Source organism: Streptomyces sp. AC627_RSS907 (assembly GCF_019049165.1).
In genome coordinates this window covers 1-20,808 of record NZ_JAGMUE010000143.1, presented here as the reverse complement: position 1 = coordinate 20,808, position 20,808 = coordinate 1, and the positions used below count along the sequence as shown (strand labels likewise).

The window sequence follows — 20,808 nt, the reverse complement described above, 5'->3', positions numbered from 1 at the left end:
AACGGCCCCGTCTGGCTGGTGGTTCATCCCTTCCGCGCCGCCGGACGACCGGGCGCGGTGTCCGCGGACACCGCGCGCGACGCGGGTCCCGCCCCGCGAGCGGTGCGGCGCACCACCCGGTGCTGCCCACGCGTCAGTCCATCGATGCCGCCGTCTGCCACGACGCGGGCAGCCGGATCCACTGGTCGGGGGTCCCGTCGAAGGCGCGCGCGTCCGCGGGACGCAGACCCGTCATGGCACAGGCGTAGGCCGCCGAGTGCCCCAGGAGGTAGGCGTAGAAGACGTCCATTGCCAGTGCGGCGCATCGTCTGTACTCCACCTCTCCGTCGTAGTCCCAGCCCCACCAGGACTCGGGCGGAAAGAGGCCCAACTCCTCCTGGCGCTGGAGGTGACCGTTGACCATCAACGAGCCGTGCTCGGCGCCCTTGGGGTTGGCGTAGTAGCCGTATCCGATCGTGCCTTCGGTCAGAGGGTCCAGGAGTCCCGGCATGTTGGGCGTGCACCCCCACGGCTGGACGAGCACACAGCCGCCGGGCACCTCGGTGACTCCGACGACGCGAGCCGACTCGTCCATCGGATGGCTCATCGGGTCCTCCATGATGTCGTCGACCAGGGATCCGGGACCGGTCTCCGTGAGCCGTTCGGCGCCCAGACGCCGGATGACCTCGGCGACACCGAGGCCCGCGACACAGGCCAGACCAGTGTTGTCGTCGACCTCATAGGAGGACAGCGCGGCGTTGAGCAGCCGGGCCTCGGCCGCCGCGGCGCGTTCGGGCCAGCTGAGTACTGCCTGGCCCCGGGGCACGTGGAACAGGCCGGGCGTCGGTCCGGCCAGATTGAGACGCCCCGGTGACCAGTGCCCGATCATCTCCCGCCAGGGGTCGGCACCGGCTTCGACCAGAACCTTCGCCGCGGCGGCATTCTTGTAAAACACCGCGGCGAACAGAGCCGTGTGGCCTTCCCACTCCTCGTCCACGTCGTCGACGAGCCGGGCCAGTTCCGCCACCACCTCCGGGGTGCCGGCCTCGGCGGCCCTGTGCAGCGGAGGCGTGTCGCGGGCGGTGTTGGGGTCGGCGCCCTGATCCAGTCTGCGACGTACCTGGGCCAGATCGGCCCAGTCGTCCCAGCCCATCGACTCCCAGCCTTCGTCGAGAGGAGGCACGGTTTTCTTCCTTCCGGTGATCGGTCACGCTGTTCACGACGACTACGGCGCATGACCGCGCGCGGTTCGACACGGTGACGGCGACAACCCGCCGACGGGCGCGGGACGGTCAGCGTGGACGCGCACCGATTCCCCAGTCCGCGTTCGGCCCTCTCGACCGGTCCCGGCATGTACGGAGCCGCCTCCGCGGACTGTATGCGTGCCCTGGGCACTGAACCGTGGGTGCGCAATCGACGTGGAAGGAGCGTCACGGAGTTCTGCCGCCGGGCGAAGCAGTGGCCGCGGCCCGTGGACATGGATTCTCACCGAAGGAAAGAAGAGCACATGCGCAAGACACTGATGGCAGTCCTCGCCGCGGCAGCCGCCGCCACCCTGGGCCTGGCGACTCCCGCCGCCGCCCACGACCCGGTGCCCACCAAGCTGAGGAACATACCCACCGGCAAGTGCCTCGCCGCCGTCCCCGCGAACGGCAAGATCTCCCTTCGTCAGGACGACTGTGGTGCCCCGCACACCGACTGGCAGTTCCAGCGGCTGACCGGTCGGGCTCACATGATCAAGTCGCCGAGCCTCAACAAGTGCCTCGACGGAAACCAGGCGGGGGGCATCTACCTCTCCGACTGCCTCACGTATGACGTCGGACAGGTCTACAGGATGACCTGCGGAGACCACGGAGCGATCGTGAACTACCGCTGGGAAACGCTGCTGACCGGCTGGACCGGCGGCTCGGTGTCCTTCGCCGAGGCGGATGACACCAACCGCAAGCAGCATTGGGCATACACCCAGACCGACGGCTGCGGCGGCTGATCTCACCGGCCGGCTCACACACCGGCCAGCGGGGGCGGCCTGTCCCTTCCGCCCGCCTCCGCACCTTGACGGCAGGCGGGCGGAAGGGGGTCTGCGCCCCGGCGCTGGAGCGGTTATCCGGCGGAACCCGCTGCGCGACCGGGGCTCCGCGGGGGCCCTGCCGGCCCGGACACGGCACCACAGCCATGCCGGTTCCGTGGAGCGGTCGCACCGTCCGCCGCATGCCGTGTTCGGCGGCCTCGATGATGTCCGCCCCGGTCAGGGCGGTCAGCAGCGGCGAGTGGGTGGCGCGGCGGACCTGGCCGCCGTCGCGGGCCAGTTGGGCGGGGCGGGGCGTACCGCCAGCCGTGCGAACCGCTCCAGGAGTCCGGCCCGAAGCCTCCGCCACGGCCTCCACCAAGTCGACTTCCCCGGTCCGCTCTCGCCGGCCAGGAACGTCACCGGTGCCGTGAGGCGGAGGTCGCTCCCGGTCAGCTCCCGCACACAGGGCACCGACCACGGCCACCGGCTCTCGTCGTACGACCCCGCATGCGCGGAGACGCGTTCGCTGATCAGTGGGCGACTCCCGTCTGCGGGTCACCTCCCACCCGGTCACGGACTACCTCTACGACGTGGTGCGCCACTGGCCCGGCGCCGTCCCGGCCGACCCGACCTGGCGCGAGCGGCAGCACGAACTGGGCCGGGTCGACGTCTCGTTCCGCCATCACCGCCCGGCCAAGGCGATGCAGTTCCGCGCCGACGTCTGGCAGGGGTGGACCGTCGGCAACCAGCTCACCGCGCCCGCCCAGGGCCGGCGGACCGACTGGGTGAGCTCCGGTGCCGTCTGGGTCGACGACGCCGCGATCAGGGGCGAGACGGCGCAGCACTCGGTCGACGTGCTCCGCTACCCGGCGGGCAGGACCGCCGAGGTGCGCTGGTTCGGGCCCGTCATGCGGCCTCGCATGGGGCCGCTGGGCCATCAGCCGGTACGCCACCTCGACACCTTCTACGTCCCCGCACCCGGCTGGGGAGACTCCGGCGCCGGGCACGTCGGTGACGCCTACGGCAACCAGGACGTCAAGAACACGTTGACGCTCCACCAGGGCGACAAGCTCCTGCGCTCCAGCAACACGGAGTACCTCCAGGTCTCCGAGCTGGACACGCGGCCGCTGCCCTACCGGCTGGTGGTGGACAACGACCGGGGGACCTGGGCCGGCCCGTACTCCGTCCGCACGCTGACCGAGTGGGACTTCACCTCCGCGGCCGACGGTGAGCCGCGGTCCCTGCCGCTGATCCAGCTCGACTACGGCGTGGACACCGACCTGTCCGGACGGGCGAAGCGGCGGACCGCGCTGACGGTGACCGCCTCCCACCTGCCGGGTACCACCGCCCCGGTCGCGAGGCCCGCGGTCGAGGTCTCCTACGACGACGGGGTGACCTGGCGGCGGGTGGGCACCGAACGCCACGGCGACGGATGGCGTACGGTGCTGCACGCCCCGCCCGGAGCCGGCCACGTCAGCCTGCGGTCCACCGCGCGGGACGGCGACGGCAACAGCGTCCGCCAGACGATCATCCGGGCCTTCGGTCTGCGCTGACGTCTCCCGGCCCCGGGCGTGAGCGGCCCCGGCCGCCCGCGCCCGGGGCGCCGGACCACGGCGGCGAGCCGCCCCCGTGGCGCCGCGGCCACCGGGCCGGGCGCGGGCGGCGGCACGGAACACCGGCCGCGGATTCGGATCCCGCCGGTCGCTGTCGCTCTCCCCAGCCCGCTCCCGCACGGCCCGCGCATCGGCGACGGACCGCCGCAGGCCGGGCCCGCCGCCGCGCGGCGGCGGGCCCGGCCTGCGGACCGATCACGACAGCGACGCGTACCGGCTGCCGGTGCCCGGCCGCCGGCCCCCCGGGGCCGGCCGGTCCGTTCCCCCCTGGAGGGCGACCGCGGCACGCCGCAGCTCCGGCCCCGGCATCAGGCCGAGTTCCGTCTGCAGCAACCCCCGCACCTGGCAGTACTCGCGCATCGCCTCGGCGGGGCGGCCCGCGACACCGAGGCCCTCCAGCAGCAGCACCCACGCCGACTCCCGCAGCGGCTGACGACGCGTCAGCGCGCGGGCCGCCACGATCGCCCGCTCGGCCCGGCCCGTCGCCAGGAGTCCCGCGATCAGGGTCTCCTCGGCCACACAGCGCAGTTCGTCCAGCCGCCAGATCTCCTCCGCGGCGAAGCCGTGGTCGGCCGCGTCCGCCAGGGCCGGACCGCGCCACAGGCCGAGGGCGTGCTCGGCCTCCTGCACCGCCGCCCCGGCCCGGCCGCCGTCCAGCAGCGCGCCGGCGTTCGTCACGGCCCGTTCGAAGTGGTGGCTGTCCACCAGGTCGGGCGAGACCCGCAGCGCGTAGCCGAGCGGGCCGCTGACCAGTTCCGCCGGCACCTGCGGCGTCCGGCCGAGTGCGGTGCGCAGCCTGCTGACGTGTGCCCGTACGGCCGACAGCGCTCCGGAGGGGGGAAAACCGTCCCACAGGTCGTCGCACAGCCGGGCGGGACTGACGAACTGCCCCTTCGCGATCAGCAGCCGCAGGAGCAGCTGCCGCCGCTGCCGCGGCCCGGTCGGCACGGCGGTGCCGTAGCAGTACACCTCCAGCGGGCCCAGCAGAGCGAATCCCACGGCGGTGGCCGGCTCCGGGACGACGGGACGCGAGACGAGCATGACGGACATCGAACGCTCCTGGAAACGGGAGGAAGTGGGGGGATGGGACGCGCCGAGGGTGAGGAACCCGACGCGGAGGTCTCAGCTCCGGGCCTCGGACGCCTCCCACACGGGGAAGTCCCGCTCCGGGCGCGTACGCTGCACGCCCCAGCGGCGGGCCAGCCACAGCACGACCAGCGCGTAGAGGGTGGTCGTGCCCATGTCGAGGGCCGCGAGGAGCGCCGAGGCGTCGGCGGCCGTCTCGTCGCTGACCAGACCGTCCTTGATCGAGGCGCCGAGGAGGAAGGAGAGCAGGTTCGACGCCGCGTGCAGGCCGATGGCCGCTTCCACGCCTCCGGTGCGGTAGGTCAGCCACCCCGCGACGACGCCGAAGTAGGTGAGGGTGATGAACCCGGAGGACGTGCCCCAGCCGTGGGCGGCGGCGAACAGCGGTGCCTGGACGACGACCGGAACCCAGGGGTGACGGGTGAGGGACCCGACGACCTGCGTGAGCCAGCCGCGGAACACCACCTCCTCCGCCGCCGCCTGTAGGGGGACGAGCAGCACGAGCATCACGAGGGCGGGCAGGAAGAAGTCCCATCCCGCCCACCCGCCGGAATCCTCGGCACCTCCGCCGTTCTCACCGATGGCCGTGAGAAAGGTGAGCGCGATCAGCAGCGCGCCCGTCGGCAAGCCCACCGCGAAACAGGTCAGTTGCCACTTCCACCGCAGCCGCCCGGCCACCGACATCACGGTGCCCCCAGGCCGGCGCTCCATCCACCGCAGGGTCAGCATGACCACGGGGATCGTGACAGCGATGGCCAACAGCGAATGGGCCGTATCGCCCAGCACCCCCAGGTTCATGGTGCCGTCGGACCGCTCCGGCCGGCCCAGGGCCTTGCCCACGGCGTAGCCGGCGACGTCCAGCAGCAGCACGGAGACCATGAACGCGACGACGAACAGCGGGATACCCAGGAGCGGGCGCCAGGTGGCGAACCGGGCCGATGTCCGGGCCATCCGGGAGTGCGGCAGGCCCTCGTACGGGGCACTCGGGGCACTCGGGGCACTCGGGGCACTCGGGGCGGCAGGCTGCGGGGGGTTGGCCAGGGGCAGGTTCAGCGACATGACATCAGCTTCTCCGGTCATGCCGGCCGATTCGTCGGCCGGCAGCAGGAGAAGCGTCTCTGCCCTAAGGCAGAAACGACGCGGACGGCTCCACCCCAGGGCAGGCATCGCGCCTCGCGGCCAGGTCCGCCGCATCCCGCCGTGAGCGGGATCGGGCCTTGCTCGAAAGCGTCACGGACGGACGGTGGTGACAGCCGTACGACCGAGCCACCGTCGCTCCTTCGTCAGGGTCGAGACGGGCCGGCCGTGTGCGGCGGTCCGTCCGACGTCCTCACGTCCGCCGCCACCCGGACGCGAGGACGCCCACACGGCCCGGCCGCTCAGGCGACGGGCCTTTTATGCAGGACGGAGCCAGAAGAGGTACTTCTGGGGCTCTCCCTGCAGGTCGACGGGGTTCTCGAGGGATACGCTCCCGCCCGTCCAGCCGACGAGGAAGCGCCAGCTGTCCCCGGTCGCATAGTGCTTGGTGATGCCGCCCAGTTCGGGCAAGGTGTTGTTCGTGCTCGCATTCCAGTTGCGCTGGTTTGCGTCGTCCCTGTTGCAGATCTGCACCGTCACCTTGCGGCCGTCCGCCTTGAGGCACCTGTGGGAGCCGATGTTGAGCAGCTGCCCCGTACCGTCGTAGTAGCGCCAGCGGGCGTAGCCGCTGTCGCAGCTCCCCATTGCGACGTCGGGCCAGGCGGGGTTGGGGACCACGAGGCACTTGCCGGGGTTGAGGACCTGCTCGAACTTGTAGGTGGGATCGGTGTCGGCCTGCGCCGGGGTCACGGACGTCAGGCCGATCATGAGGGCTGCTCCCAGCCCGGCAAAGAGCGTCTTCTTCTTCATGTGTTCCTCACGTGCTGTTCCGATGGGGGGTTGCCGTCGCTGTGGCGGGTCCGTGTCGACTGCGTCCTGGTGACGGCCTGCCGGGACGCGTACGGACGTTCTAGGAGTTCACGACCCGGTAGAGGCGGAACTCGATACGGACTCCCGGCAGGAGGCGTCCTTGTGCCACGAAGGTCGAGTGGTTCACCCACGCGTAGCGCTCGTCACCGGTCTCCATGCGGGGAGTCACGAAGAAGTGCTGGTCGCCGAAGTCGGTAGGCGTGTCACCGCCGTTGAACACCTTCCTGACGCCCTCGGTCATCTCCAGCAGGCCCAGGTACTGGACGTAGATCTTCGCGCCGTCGCCGGTCTCGAAGACCGTGCGCACGTCGACGCGGGCGAAGCCGTCGTCACCGATCAGCATGTAGTCGCCACCACCGCTGCCGATGGTGCCGTTGATGCGCTTGCCGGTGACCTTGCCTTCCCTGGCCTGGCCGATGACACGCATGCCGTACGGGCCCTTCCCGACCGCGAGCGAGGCGGGGTTCAGGTCGATGGAGTAGTCCAGCTCGTGGATCAGCAGCGGCTTGTTGGTCACCAGGAGTCCCATGCGGTCGGCAGCGGCGGTCACGGTCCGCCGTACGGTGCGTCCCGCGGGAGGCCGGACCGGGCCGGGCGCGGGCGGGCCCCACGGTTCGGCCTCACCGGTCCGGAAGGCCGGTCGTCGGCGGCGTCTGCCCGCACTACGCGGCAGGTGACGGAACGGTTCACGGGTCAGCGTGACCACAGCGAGTCGAGTGCCACGGCCTGTGCGATGGCCAGACGGCGGTCGACCACGGGGGAGGCGACGTCCAGGACGTGCCCCCCGTGCCGCTCGCGTGCCCGGTCGACGCACAGGGCCCGTTCACCGCTGCCGGTGGTGAAGTCGAAGCCGGAGGACCAGACGGTCTGCGGCAGGCGGAACAGGGGGAAGGCGTCCCACGCGTGCCTCAGCGCGGACGTCAGCGTGCCGCGCTCACGGCCGGTCAGCAGGAGGGCGCGGCCCTGCCGCATCGTCCATTCCGGTCGCGAGGGTGAGGCGGTGAACGTCGCCCGGAACGAGCCGATGACCGCGCCCGAGCCGTCCCGTACCTCATGGACGGCGTCCCGGGAGTGCGGGAAAGGAGACGTCCGCACCACGAACAGCACCCAGGACATGGTCCTGTCGGTATAGAAGACGAGCCGGTCCGGCATGTCCGTGCCGCGGCCCTCGGCGTAGGCCACCATCTCGGCGTCGGGGCTGCCGGCACAGCCCCAGGTCACCTCGTACCGGTCGCCCGCGACGGCCGGATCCCGTCTGATCTGGAAAAGCCTGGCCTGCTGGTGCCGCCACCCGTTCACCGCTCCACTCCTCGCATGTTCGCCGCACCCAACGACGAAGCGGGGACAGCGGTTCACCCGGTGCGCCGTCGCGGCGTCACGGCGCCGAGGGCGGCACACGCGCGGTGAACCGGAGGACGGTGGCCCTCGTTCCTCCGGAGTGTGCACTGACGACCCGACAGAACCACGCGAGAACGCGGCAGGCGCACGGCGCAGACCGTACCGGTCCGCGTCAGCATCACCGAGCGAAGGAGCCGACATGACCGAGGCCGCCACCACCGAGACCCACGTACAGGCCGAAGGGGGAACGTGCGAGACGGTTCCCGTGCACTTCGACGACCTGGACTCCTACGGGATGGTGCACCACGGCCGCTACGCCTCCCTGCTGGAACGCGGGCTGACCAGCTACTGGGTACGTGCCGGATTCTCCTTCGACCGGTCCACCACGATCCCGGACCAGTACCAGGTCATCCGGGCGCTGGAGTTCGTCTACGAGTTCCCGATCACCAGCATCGGCGAGGTGCTGGTGGAGTTCTGGATCGAGCGGCTGGGCCGCACCAGCTGGACGTACGCCTTCCGCATCATGTCCGGGGACCGCACCACCGTGCACGCCACCGGCAAGCGCGTCCAGGTCAACCTCGACCCGGCGACGGGCAAGTCGACGCCGTTCAGCCCCGAGGCGGTGGAGCGGGCCCAGCCACTGGTCAGGCCCGGCGTGGCCGGCTGAACGTCCCACCCCGCGCGCGGACTGCGGACTTCAGGGGCGAGCACGTCACGTCCCGGAAGCCCTTCTCCCCCGGTGGACGGAACATGACGCACGCCACGTCGGGTCCGTGAACCGGTCGCGGGGCACGGCCGTAGTGCTGGTGGGCCGGGCGCGTCATGGGTTGGACTCCAAGCGGCGTGCCCGGCCCGCACCGGCCGTCCAGTACCGCGGCCGCTGTCGTCCGGACGACACGTCCCACCCCCCTTTCCGAGACCCCCACCGCAGTTCCTCCGCCCGTCGCCAGGACCGGCCGGGGCCGCCGGGCTCACTCGATCCCGTACGGCCGCACGTCCGCCACCGCCTGCCGCGCGGACGTCATCCGACGCGTGGGCCTCTCACTCGACCGAACGTCTGAGCCTGGAGTACACAGTTGAGGTCAGCACACCCCCTCCACCCCGTCGTCGTGAGTGGTGTCGGAGCGACAACTCCCCTGGCCGGAGACGCGGCACTCATGTGGAAGGAGATGCTCGCCGGTCGGTCGGGAGCGGTGACCCTGGACCAGGAGTGGGCCGCCGACCTGCCGGTGCGGATCGCCGCCCCGGCCGCGGTCGACCCCTCCGAGGTACTGCCCCGGCATGTCCTGCGCCGGCTGGACCGGGCCAGCCAGTTCGCGCTGATCGCCGCCCGGGAGGCCTGGGCGGACGCGGGTTTCGCCACCGGAACCGATGAGGCGGAGGACGCCGCCGTACAGCCCGAACGGCTGGCGGTGGTGATGGGCACCGGTGTAGGCGGCGTCTCGACACTGCTGGACCAGCACGACGTGCTGCGCGAGAAGGGCCCCCGCAGGGTGTCGCCACTGACCGTGCCGATGCTGATGCCGAACAGCCCGGCCGCGCAGATCGGCCTCGACATCGGGGCCCAAGGCGGTGTGCACACCGTGGTGAGTGCGTGCGCGTCGGGCGCCGAGGCCGTCGGCTACGCCATCGACATGGTGCGTACCGGGCGCGCCGATGTCGTCGTCGCCGGCGGCACGGAGGCATGCATCGTGCCGCTGAACCTCACCGCGTTCGGCAACATGATGGCGATGTCACGGCGCAACGACGACCCGTCCACGGCGTCACGCCCCTACGACCGGGACCGCGACGGCTTCGTCCTCGGCGAGGGCTCGGGCATCGTGGTCGTGGAGAACGCCGAGCACGCGGCACGGCGCGGGGCACGGGTGTACTGCGAGGCGCTCGGCCAGGGTCTGTCCTCCGACAGCCACCACATCGCTCAGCCCGAGCCCACCGGCCGGGGTATCGCCGCCGCGCTGCGGCAACTGATGGAGGCCACCGGCATCACACCGGCCGAGGTGGCCCACGTCAACGCCCACGCGACGTCGACACCCCAAGGCGACCTGACCGAGATCAGGGCGCTGCGGCAGGTGCTGGGCAGCCATCTGTCGCAGGTCGCCGTGTCCGCGACGAAGTCGATGACCGGGCACCTGCTGGGCGGAGCGGGCGGAGTGGAGACGGTCGCCACCGTGCTCGCCCTGCACCACCGCACCGCACCGCCCACCATCAACATCACCGACCTGGACGACGAGGTCGACCCCGCGCTGGTCTCCGCGTCACCGCGCGCCCTTCCCGAGGGACCCGTCGTCGCGCTGAACAACTCCTTCGGTTTCGGCGGCCACAACGTCGTCCTGGGCTTCCGCGCCCTGGAGGATCCCTGCCCCTTCCCGCGCGCTCAGGATGTCAAGAGCTTCCTGCGCGACATCATCACCGCCGTGCCCGGCCCCCGCTCCTGACCACCGGCCGGGCGGCCGGCGCGTCGCGCGCACCGACCGCCCGGTCCGCCTCTCCTGTCCGCTCACGACACACGAGGAAGTCACACGATGAACGCCAGCAATCCTCCCCTCTCCGATATGTCCCGGCGCGCCGCGCTGGGCACGATGGCCGCGACCGCGCTGACCGTGACGGCCGCGGCCGGTGCGGCGACGGCCGCCGCCGCACCGGCCGCCGGCACCCGAACGGGGGCCGCGGACGCGGTCCTGGGTACGGGCACCCGGTCGTTCCCCTCCACTCGCCTGCGGCAGAGCACCGAGTCCGGTCCCCTGGAAACCGGCTTCCCACTCAGTCATGTGGCCGTCCAGTGGACGGGAGCAGCACGGGGCGGCCGTATCCGGTTCCTCTCCGCCGACGGCGCCCCCGGCGCGTGGCAGAGGGTCCGGCCCGGCTGCGTCGCGGGCAGGGACACCGCGCGGGGCGGCGCACAGGGGCACTCCGCGGTGTCCGCCATGGTGGCGGCGCCCGCCAGGGCATACGGGTACGAGATCGAGCCGCCCGTGGACGCCGCGGACGTCCGGTCGGTGGCGCTGGACACGATGGCCGGTCCCCAGCGCAGCCAGGTGCGCGCCGAGCGGAGGGTTCCGCGCTGGGCGACGAACGTGCCGTACCTGAGCCGGGCGGACTGGGGCGCCGACGAGTCGCTGCGCTTCCTGCCGGACGGCACCGAGAACACTCCGACGGCCTACTACCCGGCCCAGGTGATGAGCGTCCACCACACTGCCGGACGCAACGACGACCCGGACCCCGCGGCCACGGTGCGCGCCATCTACGCGTATCACGCGTTGATCAACGACTGGGGCGACATCGGTTACCACTTCCTGATCGACGCCGAGGGCCGCGTCTACGAGGGCCGCTGGTCGGGCACCGACGGGACGCCCGCCCACAACGCCGAGGGCAAGCTGGTCACCGCCTTCCACGCCGCCGGGTACAACAGCGGCAACCTCGGCGTCGCCCTCCTCGGCACGTACACCGACCGCGCCCCCAGCGCGGCCGCCCGCGCCTCCCTGGTGACCGTGCTCGCCGCCCACGCCCAGACCCACGGGCTCGACGCGACGGCCACCACCACGTTCGTCAACCCCGTCAACGGCGTCACCAAGAGGAACCCCGTGCTCAGCGGGCACCGCGACTGGCTCACCACGGAGTGCCCCGGCGGCACCCTGTACGCGGACCTGCCCAAGCTGCGCACCCTGGTGGGACGCCCCGCCTGAGGCACGGCACCGCTCGGCGTGCCGGTCCACGCCGAGCGGTGCCCCGCACACCTGCGGCCCGTACGCCGCTCACGTCCACGGCGGACGGGTCGCGGGCGTGACGCCCTCCCACCGCGGACCGGGCCCGGCGGCCGCCCCTCCGGCGTTTCCCTTCGGCATCTCACCCGCAAAGTGTCCTGCGAACCCCCCCCCACCACGGTATTGCAATGTTCCATAGAATTATGGAATAGTGAGGGCGGCGCCACACCGTCGCAGACGCACCGTGAAGGGACCAGTGATGACCGAACGCAGGACAGGCGAGCCGGGGGGTCGTTCCGACCTGACCCCCGCGCGCTACACGTGCGTCCGGTGCGGACAGGACGGCGAGCACACCCGTGAGGCCAACCGCTGCATCGGCGGCCACGCGGGCGTACGCGCCGACGGGACCCTGCTGGTACCCCACTGCCGCCACTGCCGCCACCGCGCGGAACAACCAGGCCTGCGGGAACGGATCGCCTCTCTGATCAGCGGCCTGGAAGCCGTCGGCGCAGCCGAGGACTCCACTCCCGAACGACTGCTGCACTGCCCGGTACCGGCCTGTCAGGCCGGCCCCTGGGTCCACCCGGCCGACGCGCTCCTGCCGCTCGAAGTCCCTTACAGCTTCAGCAGCCGGCGCTACTTCCACCCGTGCCCCTGGTGCCTGCACGACGACCCCGTCCAGGCACGGCAGTGGCAGGCACGGACGGCCGACACCTGCGCCACCGAGTTGAGGCTCGTACTCGACGAAGACGCCCGGCCGACGGGACGCACCAGCCCGCGGTCAGCCTCCCTGGCACCAGGCCCGCCGCCGGCGGCCCCGCCGCACCACACCCCTGGAGACGACCATGCACAGCAACACCCGTGAAGTGATCATCATCGGCTCCGGGCCCGCCGGCTACACGGCGGCGCTCTACACCGCGCGCGCGTCGCTGAAGCCGCTGGTGCTCGAGGGCGCCGTCACTGCGGGCGGGGCGCTGATGAACACCACCGAGGTGGAGAACTTCCCCGGCTTCCAGGACGGCATCATGGGCCCCGAGCTCATGGACAACATGCGCGCCCAGGCCGAGCGCTTCGGCGCCGAGCTGATCCCCGACGATGTCGTCGCCGTCGACCTGACCGGTGAGATCAAGACCGTCACCGACACCGCCGGCACGGTCCACCGCGCCAAGGCCGTCATCGTCACCACCGGCTCCCAGCACCGCAAGCTCGGCCTGCCGAACGAGGACGCTCTGTCCGGCCGCGGCGTCTCCTGGTGCGCGACCTGTGACGGCTTCTTCTTCAAGGACCAGGACATCGCCGTGATCGGCGGCGGTGACACCGCGATGGAGGAGGCCACGTTCCTCTCCCGCTTCGCCAAGTCCGTGACGATCGTCCACCGCCGGGACACCCTGCGCGCCTCCAAGGCGATGCAGGAGCGCGCGTTCGCCGACCCCAAGATCTCCTTCGTCTGGGACAGCGAGATCGCCGAGGTCCAGGGCGACCAGAAGCTGTCGGGCCTGAAGCTGCGCAACGTCAAGACCGGCGAGCTCTCGGACCTGGCCGTGACCGGCCTGTTCATCGCCATCGGCCACGACCCGCGCACCGAACTCTTCAAGGGCCAGCTCGACCTGGACCCCGAGGGCTACCTCAAGGTGGAAGCCCCCTCGACCCGCACCAACCTCACCGGTGTCTTCGCCGCCGGTGACGTGGTCGACCACACCTACCGCCAGGCGATCACCGCCGCCGGCACCGGCTGCTCCGCAGCCCTCGACACCGAGCGCTACCTCGCCGCCCTCGCGGACGAGGAGCCGGCCGAGCCCGAGAAGACCACCGTCTGAACCCCCGCCCAACCCGCGCACACCGCAACCCACCGAACAGTCAAGGAGCCCACCGTGGCCGGCACCCTGAAGAACGTGACCGACAAGTCCTTCGCCCAGGACGTCCTCAAGAACGACAAGCCCGTCCTGGTGGACTTCTGGGCCGCCTGGTGCGGCCCGTGCCACCGCATCGCCCCGGTCCTCGAAGAGATCGCCGCCGAACACGGTGACAAGCTGGAGATCGTCAAGCTGAACATCGACGAGAACCCGGACACGGCCGCCAAGTACGGCATCATGTCCATTCCGACCATGAAGGTCTTCGAGAACGGGAAGGTCGCCGGCACTCTCGTGGGAGCCAGGCCGAAGGCCATGGTGGAGCGCGACCTCTCCCGCTTCCTGCGCTGACCCCCGCCGGGCGCCGGCGGGCCGGTTGCCGGCGGTCACCGCCGCACCGCTCAGCCGGCGCCCGGCGCCTCGTACATCGCGTCGATCTCCCCGGCGTAGCATTCGGCCACCACACGCCGTTTGACCTTCAGGGTCGGGGTCAGTTCGCCGTGCTCGATGTCCAGGTCCCGGGGGAGCAGCGTGAACTTCTTGACCGTCTGCCAGCGCTGCAGCCGTTCGTTGAGCCGGCGGACGTAACCGTCCACGAGACGTATGGTGGCCGGGTCCGCGATCACCTCGGCGTAGGTCTTCGCACCCATCCCCTGCTCGGCGGCCCAGGGCATGAGGGCCGCGGCGTCCAGGCCGATCAGCGCCGTGCAGTAGTTCCGGTCGCTGCCGACCACCATGACACTGCCGGCGAAGGGGCACAGGGCCTTGAAGGCGCCCTCGATCTCGCTGGGTGCCACGTACTTGCCGTTGGACGTCTTGAATACGTCCTTCTTGCGGTCCGTGATGCGCAGGTACCCGTCCGCGTCGAGTTCGCCGATGTCGCCGGTGTGGAACCAGCCGTCCGGTTCCAGCACCTCGGCGGTCCGGTCGGGAAGCCCGTGGTACCCCTCCATGACCGCCGGACCACGCAGCAGCACCTCACCGTCCGCGGCGATCCGTACCTCCGTGCCCGGCATGACCGGGCCGACCGTGCCAATACGGGGGGCGGTGACGGGATTGACGTTGGTGCCGGCGGAGGTCTCCGTCAAACCGTAGCCCTCCAGCACCGGCACGCCGGCCCCGAGGAAGAAGCCGCCGATCTCCGGGACCAGGGCCGCGCTGCCCGAGATCGCCGCCCGCATGCGGCCACCGAACACCTCGCGGATCTTGGCGTACACCAGGCGGTCCGCCAGCCGGTGCTGGAGCCGCCGGGTGAGGGCCGGGCGGCCCTCGCGGGCGTGCTCCCGCGCCACCTGCGCGGCCCACCGGAACACCGCGTGACGCAGGCGGCCGGACTCCCGCGCCCGGGTGGCGATGCCGTTGTAGGCCTTCTCGAAAATGCGGGGGACCGCGGCCATCACCGTGGGCCGGATGTCCGACAGGTTGCCGACCACACGGTCGACCCGCCCGTCGACATACATCACGTGACCGGTGGCGATGTGACCGCAGACCAGAGACTTCCCGAAGACGTGCGACAGCGGCAGCCACAGATACTGGACGTCGTCCGCCCGCAGCGTGCCGACCGCCTCCTGCGCCACCGCCTGGTAGGACCAGCAGTCGTGGGTCAGCCGCACCCCCTTGGGACGGCCCGTGGTACCCGAGGTGTAGATCAGCGTGGCCAGCCGGCCGGGGGCCAGCGCACGGACCCCGTCCTCGACCAGCCGCGGGTCGCGGGCGAGCACGGCAGCGCCCCGGCGCCGCAGTTCCTCCAGCGAAAGCACGGTGACGCCCTCGGCCGCCGGCCGGGCGGCGGACTCCATCAGAACCACGGTGCGCAGGCGCGGTAGCCGGTCCTTGACGCCGAGCACCTTCTCCAGTTGCCCGGCGTCCTCCGCGATGAGCACCGTGCTGCCGGAGTCGGCCAGGATGTACGCCGTCTCGTCCGCATTCGTGGTGGGGTACACCGTGGTGGTGGCGGCACCGGCGCTCATGACAGCGAGATCCACCAGGATCCATTCCATGCGCGTCGTGGCGAGGATCCCCACCCGGTCGTCCTCCGCGACGCCGAGCGTCGTCAGTCCTGCCGCGATGTCCTGCACCCGCTGCCCCGCCTCGGACCAGGTCAGCGAGTCCCACTGCGTGGGGCCTTCCTCGTCGAGGCGCGCGGGAAACCGGTAGGCGACCGCGTCGGGATCGCTGCGTACCCGGTCCGACAGGAGGTGCAGGACACTCGCGGGACGTTCGGCGACCCGGTTGGGGACTGTACTCATGACACTGCTCCGGCAGGGGAGGTGGCGGGCGGCACGCGCAGGGTGTGACCGGGTCCGTGCCGCCTGGCGGGGGAGGCCGAACGCGGCACGGATCCGATGACCGAGGAACCGTACGACCGGCGCCTCGTGCGCGTACTACGCGCCTGAACCGCCACCGGTTCACCCCCTGGAGCGGACCGGGGAGGAAAAGCGGTGCGGCAGGGGACGACAGCGGGCCCGGGGATGCCGGGGGGTGCCGTCCACATCAATCAGCATGGAGGCCTCGGCCCGGTACACGAAACGGGTGACCGGGAAGCTCGCGCCCGGCGCGGACGTGCGGTAGCCGCGGACCTCGACCGCGTAGTCGACGTCCGCCGGCAGGTCGATGCTCCACCCTTCGCCGTGCGGCGGGGCCACCTCCGAGAAGAAGCTCCAGCACCTGACGCCGGTGCCAGGTCGCAGAGCCGAACCGATCACGTAGACGCGGTAGGTGCCCGTGGCTCGGAGGACCAGTGATGCGGTGGCGGGGGCCGCGGCGGCGCGCCGTCGTCTGCGCACGGCGAACGCCGCAGCGGCAGCGCATCCCGCGCCCGCGCAGGCGAGAAGGGCCGGGCGGACGACGACGGGCATGGACATGGGCGTGTCCTACCTTTCAAGCGTGGGTCTGCTTCGGTCATTCGTAAGATCGAAGGGCCCAGGGGTTCTGGGTATGGCTGTCATGGGTGAGCCCGTCGGATGGCTTAGAGGACTTGGCCGCCCGGAGCCCCGCGACGACTCGACCGCCAATTGGGATACGCGACTTGATCGCTGCTGTAGGACAACGTCGGCGAGGTCGTCTGCGGGTCTGACGTGAACAGGCGAGCTGGCGGAGGGGAACGTGCCCGAGATCTGGGCCGGGGTGTCCTCTCGGGCGCGGACAGGGGTGCTCCACCCGGCGCGGTGGCCCCGTCGCCATTACGGGCCGGTGTGACCCCCGGTTCACCGGGCACAGGGCCGCAGCCCTGTGCCCGGTGAACCGGCACCCGAGGTGCAGAAGCCGAAGGGCTGGGGGCCGGCGGCGCGCGGTCAGGGGGATGTTCCCGCTGCGCTCGGCCTGATGAGACCCGTCTCGTAGGCGAGAATGGTCGCCTGCACCCGGTCCCGCAGGCCCAGTTTGCCCAGCAGCGCATTGACGTGGGACTTGACGGTTCCCGCCGTCACCCCCAGTCGCTCACCGGTCTCCGCGTTGGACAGTCCGGACGCGACCAGGAGCAGCACCTCGCGCTCGCGCGGCGTGAGTAGACGCAAGGCGTGCTCGGCTTGCGGCTGCGCGGTGGCGCCCGTGCTGAAGGCATCGATCAGCCGCCTTGTGACACCGGGCGCGAGGAAGCCGTCGCCCGCGGCCACCACCCGGATGGCGTCGATGAGCTGCTCGGGCCGGGCGTCCTTGAGGAGGAAACCGGACGCGCCCACCCTCAGGGCCTCGTAGACGTACTCGTCCAGGTCGAACGTGGTCAGCACCAGGACACGGGGACCGTTGTCCAGGCTGGTGATCAGGCGGGTGGCGCTCAGACCGTCCATGCCGGGCATACGGATGTCCATCAAGACCACGTCGGGTGAGGTCTGCTGCGCGAGGGTGACCGCGGCGGCTCCGTCCCCCGCTTCCCCTATGACCTCCAGGTCCGGCTCCGCGTCGATGACGGCGGCGAAACCGGCCCGGACCACGACCTGGTCGTCGATGACGATGACACGAACGCTGATGGGGTACCTCCCGCTCTCGGGGTGCCGGCACCACTGCCGGCACCGGTCACACCACAACCGCACACCACAACACACCGGAAGCACGCCCACCGGAGGTCCTGTCGCTCCGACCACCGGGGGAGAAACCTCCAGCACCGGCCACGGCCCCGGCAGGACCACCGCCCCGCGCAGATCTCCGGACGGCTTCTTCGCGGTCCCATTGAACCGTCCGCGCCACAGGCACGTAGTCCGCGTTGCCGGTTCCTGCGACGACGCGATGCACCGCCGCAGCTTCGGCCTACCGTGGCGGTAGCCGACGGGAGCCGCCCCGACCCGTACAGGGCGGCTCCCGCCAACCCGTGTGCAGCGGCCCGGTTCCGCGTTCGGTGCCCGTCACCGCCGCGACCTCTCCCCCGACCCTCCGACCTCCCCGTCGTCCACGGCCGGGACAGCGCCCCCGAACCCGGCGGGCGTTCCCGGGCCTCCACCGCGAAAAGCTCCGTCCTCCCGCGGGTACGGACCCACCCGAGCCCGCCGCCCGCCGCGGCACCCGCCACCTCCCGCTCCCAAGAGGCGGCGGCGAGCCGGTCGCCGTACCCGCGTACGGCGGACCGCAGGGAGCCGCCACCCGCCGTTCGAACCGGGTTTGCACGCCGGGCGGCGCGAGCGGCGGTGTCCGACGACACGGCGCTGACGGGCTCCGCACCACGGCGCGGCCCGCCACACCCGCCCGTGCCCGTCCGGGCGGGGCGGCGGACACCGCTCCGGGACAACCTGACGGCACCCTTGGCGCACCGCCGGGGCGCGGCATCACGGCACACGGGGCGCGCACCGGTCCTCCGCGTGTGCCGGTCGATCAACGCTTCCAGAGTCTGGCGGCGGCCGGGGGTGAGGGTGCCGAGCAGGGCGTCGCGCACCACGGTGCCCGCGAAGGAGTACTTTCCCGCAGTACCGTCGGCGCCGGCCGTCCAGGTGAGCAGGCCGCCAGCCAGCGCACTGTCCAGCCGCTGCCGGACCGCGGCGGCGGTCAGGCCGAGGACGGCGGCGAGGCGGCGGACATCGACATCGGGACCGGTCAGCGCGGCCAGGTGCAGCACCTCGGCGGTGGACTCGTCGACCCCGGACAGCATGCCGTTGACGACGTGGACGACCGTGGGCGGCACCAGCGCTCCTGGGCCGGACGGCAGGGCACCGGCCGTCAGCAGGGCCGTCAGGAGAGCCGGACTGCCCCCACTCGCCCGCCGCAGCCGCGCCGAGTCGGCCGGTCCGGTGTGCACCGCGGCCTGCGGTGCGGACGCCAGCAGGGTCCGCACGTCGCTCTCGGTGAGCGGGGCCAGCTCGGCGACGACGGCGTTGCGGCGGGCGAACGCCGCCAGCACGCGGTGGATGTGCGAGGTCCGTTCCATCGAAGAGGTCACCGCCACCACGACCAGGAGCGGCACGTCGTACAGGGTCTCGGCCAGGGCGGTCAGACGCTGTGCCTCCGCCGCGGTCATGCCCTCGGCGTCGTCGACGAGCCACACCCGCGGGTGCGCCGCCGCGTCCCCGCACCGCGCCGGGTACCTCTCCGTTTCGTCCAGCAGCGCGCCGACACCTTCCGCAACCACCCCGGCGTGATTCCCTTCCCCGGGATGGCGGGCCCAGTGCACGGTCCCGTCCGCGGCACGCACCAGCTCGGCGATCTCCTGCAGTAGACGGGTCCTGCCCGACCCCGGCGGTCCCTGCAGCACGGCCCAGCGCGGCTCGTACCGGCTGGCCTCCACCGCCGAGCGCAGCACCGCGAGTTCCGTGTCGCGGCCCACCACGGGTATGGACGGTGCCGCGGGCTTCGGGCGTGATCGCGCATCGGCCAGGACGGCGGCTTGCCCGGACGGCTCCTCGTCGTCGCGGAGCAGGTCGGCGTGGATCCTGCGCAGGGCGGATCCAGGCTCCACGCCGAGTTCCTCGGCGAAGTACAGTCGGATCTCGGCGTAACGCCGCAGCGCCTCCACCGGCCGCCCGGCCGCCTGCAGAGCGCGCAGGAGCACAGCCCAGGACGGCTCACGCAAGGGCTGGTCACGCACCAGCGCGTCGGCCACCTCCACCGCCGCGCGGGCGGAACCGGTCCGCAGCAACAGAAGGACGCGCAGTTCCATCGCCTCACGGCGCAGTTCGCTCAGCCGGTCCGCCTCCGGCTCGGCGAAGGCGTAGCCTGCGGCCTCGGTCAGGGGAAGACCCCGCCACGAGCGCAGTGCCTCTTCGAGGTGTTCGACCGCATGATGCGGGCGGCCGTCCCGGGCGGTCTCACGGGCGCAGCGCAGCCGGTACTCGAAGATCTCGGCGTCGGTGGCGCAGTCCGGCAGGACCAAGCGGTAGCCGGTTGCGGTGGTCAGCAGGCTCGCGCCGGTCAGCGCGGCCAGCGCGGAACGGAGCCGGCTGATGTGCGCGTGCAGGGACGCCACGGCCGAAGGAGGAGGAGAGCCGTCCCACAGGTCGTGGACAAGCCGCTCGGAGGAGACTGGGACCCCGTCGGCGACCAGAAGACGCAGGAACAGGCGCCGACGCTGCAGCGGTCCGAGAGGAAGCGTCTGGCCGGAGTCGCCGAGACGCACCTCCAGGGGTCCCAGGAGGCATACGGATGCGAGGGGCACCGGCCGACACGCAGGCACATCCGGCGACTCATCGCCATCCGATGAGCGGCCGTCGTCGCTCTGGGACATGCTGGGCGCGTGGCTCATGGAAGCAGAGTGCTGCTGTCAGGTGCTCACCTCACAGGCCACTTCGTTGCTCATTTTCCGTCGGCCGGCCGGGCATGCGGTGAGCAGTGGGCTTTTGTCGGTGTTCGGTGTCGTGCGCGGGGTGGTCCGGGCTGGTGGGGTGGGGGGTGCCCGGAGTGGCTCCGTGGCGGCGGAGCCCGGACGCGGGAAGGGTCAGTCCCCCAGGAGCACCCCGCGATCGGCCAGGAGTCTGCGCAGTTCCCGCATGGCGTAGTAGGACCGGGACTTCACCGTCCCCGCCGGGATGCCCAGGCGTTCCGCGGCCTGGGTGACCGTGTACCCGCTGAAATACATGAGCGTGATCACCTCACGCTGCTGCCCGGGCAGTTCGGCCACTGCCTCCGCGACCACCCGCGCGGTCAGGACACGGTCCGACTCATCCGCGGAAACGGTCTCCTGCACGTCGGACAACTGCGTCTCGACCGGCCGGATCCGGCAGGCCCGGTGATGATCGATGACCAGGTTGCGCACCACGGTGAACAACCACGGCCGTGCCTTGTCGATGTCCCCGTCGAACATGGCACTGTGCCGCCACGCCCGGGCGAAGGCCTCCTGCAGCAGGTCCTCCGCACGGTGCCAGTCA

General features: G+C 71.7%; 18 protein-coding genes and 2 pseudogenes. 8 read left to right on the top strand and 12 right to left on the bottom strand.

The window, feature by feature from the left end; translation table 11 throughout:
* Window positions 1–133: 133 nt before the first annotated feature.
* Entirely contained in the window at window positions 134–1,162 is a 1,029-nt protein-coding gene (locus tag KUM32_RS28370) for an ankyrin repeat domain-containing protein (protein WP_308408736.1), read from the bottom strand.
* Between the two features lie 324 nt (window positions 1,163–1,486).
* Between KUM32_RS28370 and KUM32_RS28365 the strand changes: the two genes are divergently transcribed.
* Window positions 1,487–1,966, top strand: coding sequence for an RICIN domain-containing protein (locus KUM32_RS28365; RefSeq protein WP_217144824.1), 480 nt, complete (start codon window positions 1,487–1,489; stop codon window positions 1,964–1,966).
* 214 nt (window positions 1,967–2,180) lie between these two features.
* Here KUM32_RS28365 and KUM32_RS45445 read toward each other — a convergent pair.
* A pseudogene (locus KUM32_RS45445) lies at window positions 2,181–2,521 on the bottom strand (hypothetical protein); the annotation flags it as partial.
* Here KUM32_RS45445 and KUM32_RS28360 point away from each other — a divergent pair.
* Window positions 2,521–3,540, top strand: coding sequence for a hypothetical protein (locus tag KUM32_RS28360; RefSeq protein WP_217144823.1), 1,020 nt, complete (start codon window positions 2,521–2,523; stop codon window positions 3,538–3,540). The pseudogene KUM32_RS45445 and the gene KUM32_RS28360 sit on opposite strands and share 1 nt — an antisense overlap.
* A gap of 255 nt (window positions 3,541–3,795) precedes the next feature.
* Here KUM32_RS28360 and KUM32_RS28355 read toward each other — a convergent pair whose 3' ends face one another.
* From KUM32_RS28355 to KUM32_RS28335, 5 genes are all read right to left on the bottom strand, one after another.
* Entirely contained in the window at window positions 3,796–4,650 is an 855-nt protein-coding gene (locus tag KUM32_RS28355) for an AfsR/SARP family transcriptional regulator (RefSeq protein ID WP_217144822.1), read from the bottom strand.
* 72 nt (window positions 4,651–4,722) lie between these two features.
* Window positions 4,723–5,745, bottom strand: coding sequence for a CPBP family intramembrane glutamic endopeptidase (locus KUM32_RS28350; RefSeq protein WP_217144821.1), 1,023 nt, complete (start codon window positions 5,743–5,745; stop codon window positions 4,723–4,725).
* Window positions 5,746–6,081: 336 nt separating this feature from the next.
* On the bottom strand, window positions 6,082–6,531 hold the full coding sequence (locus tag KUM32_RS28345) for a ricin-type beta-trefoil lectin domain protein (RefSeq protein ID WP_217144820.1): 450 nt from the start codon (window positions 6,529–6,531) through the stop codon (window positions 6,082–6,084).
* 142 nt (window positions 6,532–6,673) lie between these two features.
* On the bottom strand, window positions 6,674–7,183 hold the full coding sequence (locus KUM32_RS28340) for a DUF3237 domain-containing protein (RefSeq protein ID WP_217144819.1): 510 nt from the start codon (window positions 7,181–7,183) through the stop codon (window positions 6,674–6,676).
* 143 nt (window positions 7,184–7,326) lie between these two features.
* Window positions 7,327–7,932 (bottom strand): hypothetical protein, encoded by a 606-nt coding sequence (locus KUM32_RS28335; protein WP_217144818.1) that lies wholly within the window; start codon window positions 7,930–7,932, stop codon window positions 7,327–7,329.
* 238 nt (window positions 7,933–8,170) lie between these two features.
* Between KUM32_RS28335 and KUM32_RS28330 the strand changes: the two genes are divergently transcribed.
* The 6 genes and pseudogenes from KUM32_RS28330 (at window position 8,171) to trxA (ending at window position 13,873) form a co-directional block, all read left to right on the top strand.
* Window positions 8,171–8,638, top strand: coding sequence for a thioesterase family protein (locus KUM32_RS28330; RefSeq protein ID WP_217144817.1), 468 nt, complete (start codon window positions 8,171–8,173; stop codon window positions 8,636–8,638).
* A 409-nt stretch (window positions 8,639–9,047) separates the two neighbouring features.
* A pseudogene (locus KUM32_RS28325) lies at window positions 9,048–10,319 on the top strand (beta-ketoacyl synthase); the annotation flags it as partial.
* 174 nt (window positions 10,320–10,493) lie between these two features.
* On the top strand, window positions 10,494–11,654 hold the full coding sequence (locus KUM32_RS43905; protein ID WP_254406256.1) for an N-acetylmuramoyl-L-alanine amidase: 1,161 nt from the start codon (window positions 10,494–10,496) through the stop codon (window positions 11,652–11,654).
* 277 nt (window positions 11,655–11,931) lie between these two features.
* A complete protein-coding gene (locus KUM32_RS28315; protein WP_217144815.1) occupies window positions 11,932–12,537 on the top strand; it encodes a hypothetical protein in 606 nt (201 codons plus the stop codon).
* Complete coding sequence (gene trxB / locus KUM32_RS28310) at window positions 12,518–13,489, top strand: thioredoxin-disulfide reductase (protein ID WP_217144814.1); 972 nt, start codon at window positions 12,518–12,520, stop codon at window positions 13,487–13,489. The genes KUM32_RS28315 and trxB overlap by 20 nt, the downstream gene beginning before the upstream one ends.
* Window positions 13,490–13,543: 54 nt before the next feature.
* The gene (trxA, locus tag KUM32_RS28305) at window positions 13,544–13,873 is read left to right on the top strand and encodes a thioredoxin (RefSeq protein WP_217144813.1); all 330 of its coding nucleotides are present in this window, start codon (window positions 13,544–13,546) and stop codon (window positions 13,871–13,873) included.
* Window positions 13,874–13,923: 50 nt separating this feature from the next.
* Here trxA and KUM32_RS28300 read toward each other — a convergent pair whose 3' ends face one another.
* The 5 genes from KUM32_RS28300 to KUM32_RS28280 form a co-directional block, all read right to left on the bottom strand.
* Window positions 13,924–15,771: a long-chain fatty acid--CoA ligase gene (locus KUM32_RS28300; RefSeq protein WP_217144812.1), complete on the bottom strand. Its 1,848-nt coding sequence runs from the start codon at window positions 15,769–15,771 to the stop codon at window positions 13,924–13,926.
* 159 nt (window positions 15,772–15,930) lie between these two features.
* A complete protein-coding gene (locus KUM32_RS28295) occupies window positions 15,931–16,386 on the bottom strand; it encodes a hypothetical protein (protein ID WP_217144811.1) in 456 nt (151 codons plus the stop codon).
* Window positions 16,387–16,815: 429 nt separating this feature from the next.
* The gene (locus KUM32_RS28290) at window positions 16,816–17,490 is read right to left on the bottom strand and encodes a response regulator transcription factor (protein ID WP_217144830.1); all 675 of its coding nucleotides are present in this window, start codon (window positions 17,488–17,490) and stop codon (window positions 16,816–16,818) included.
* Complete coding sequence (locus tag KUM32_RS45035; RefSeq protein ID WP_217144810.1) at window positions 17,397–19,910, bottom strand: BTAD domain-containing putative transcriptional regulator; 2,514 nt, start codon at window positions 19,908–19,910, stop codon at window positions 17,397–17,399. The genes KUM32_RS28290 and KUM32_RS45035 overlap by 94 nt, the downstream gene beginning before the upstream one ends.
* Before the next feature lie 468 nt (window positions 19,911–20,378).
* Window positions 20,379–20,808: sigma-70 family RNA polymerase sigma factor (locus KUM32_RS28280; RefSeq protein ID WP_217144556.1), on the bottom strand; the 430-nt coding region annotated here is incomplete at its 5' end.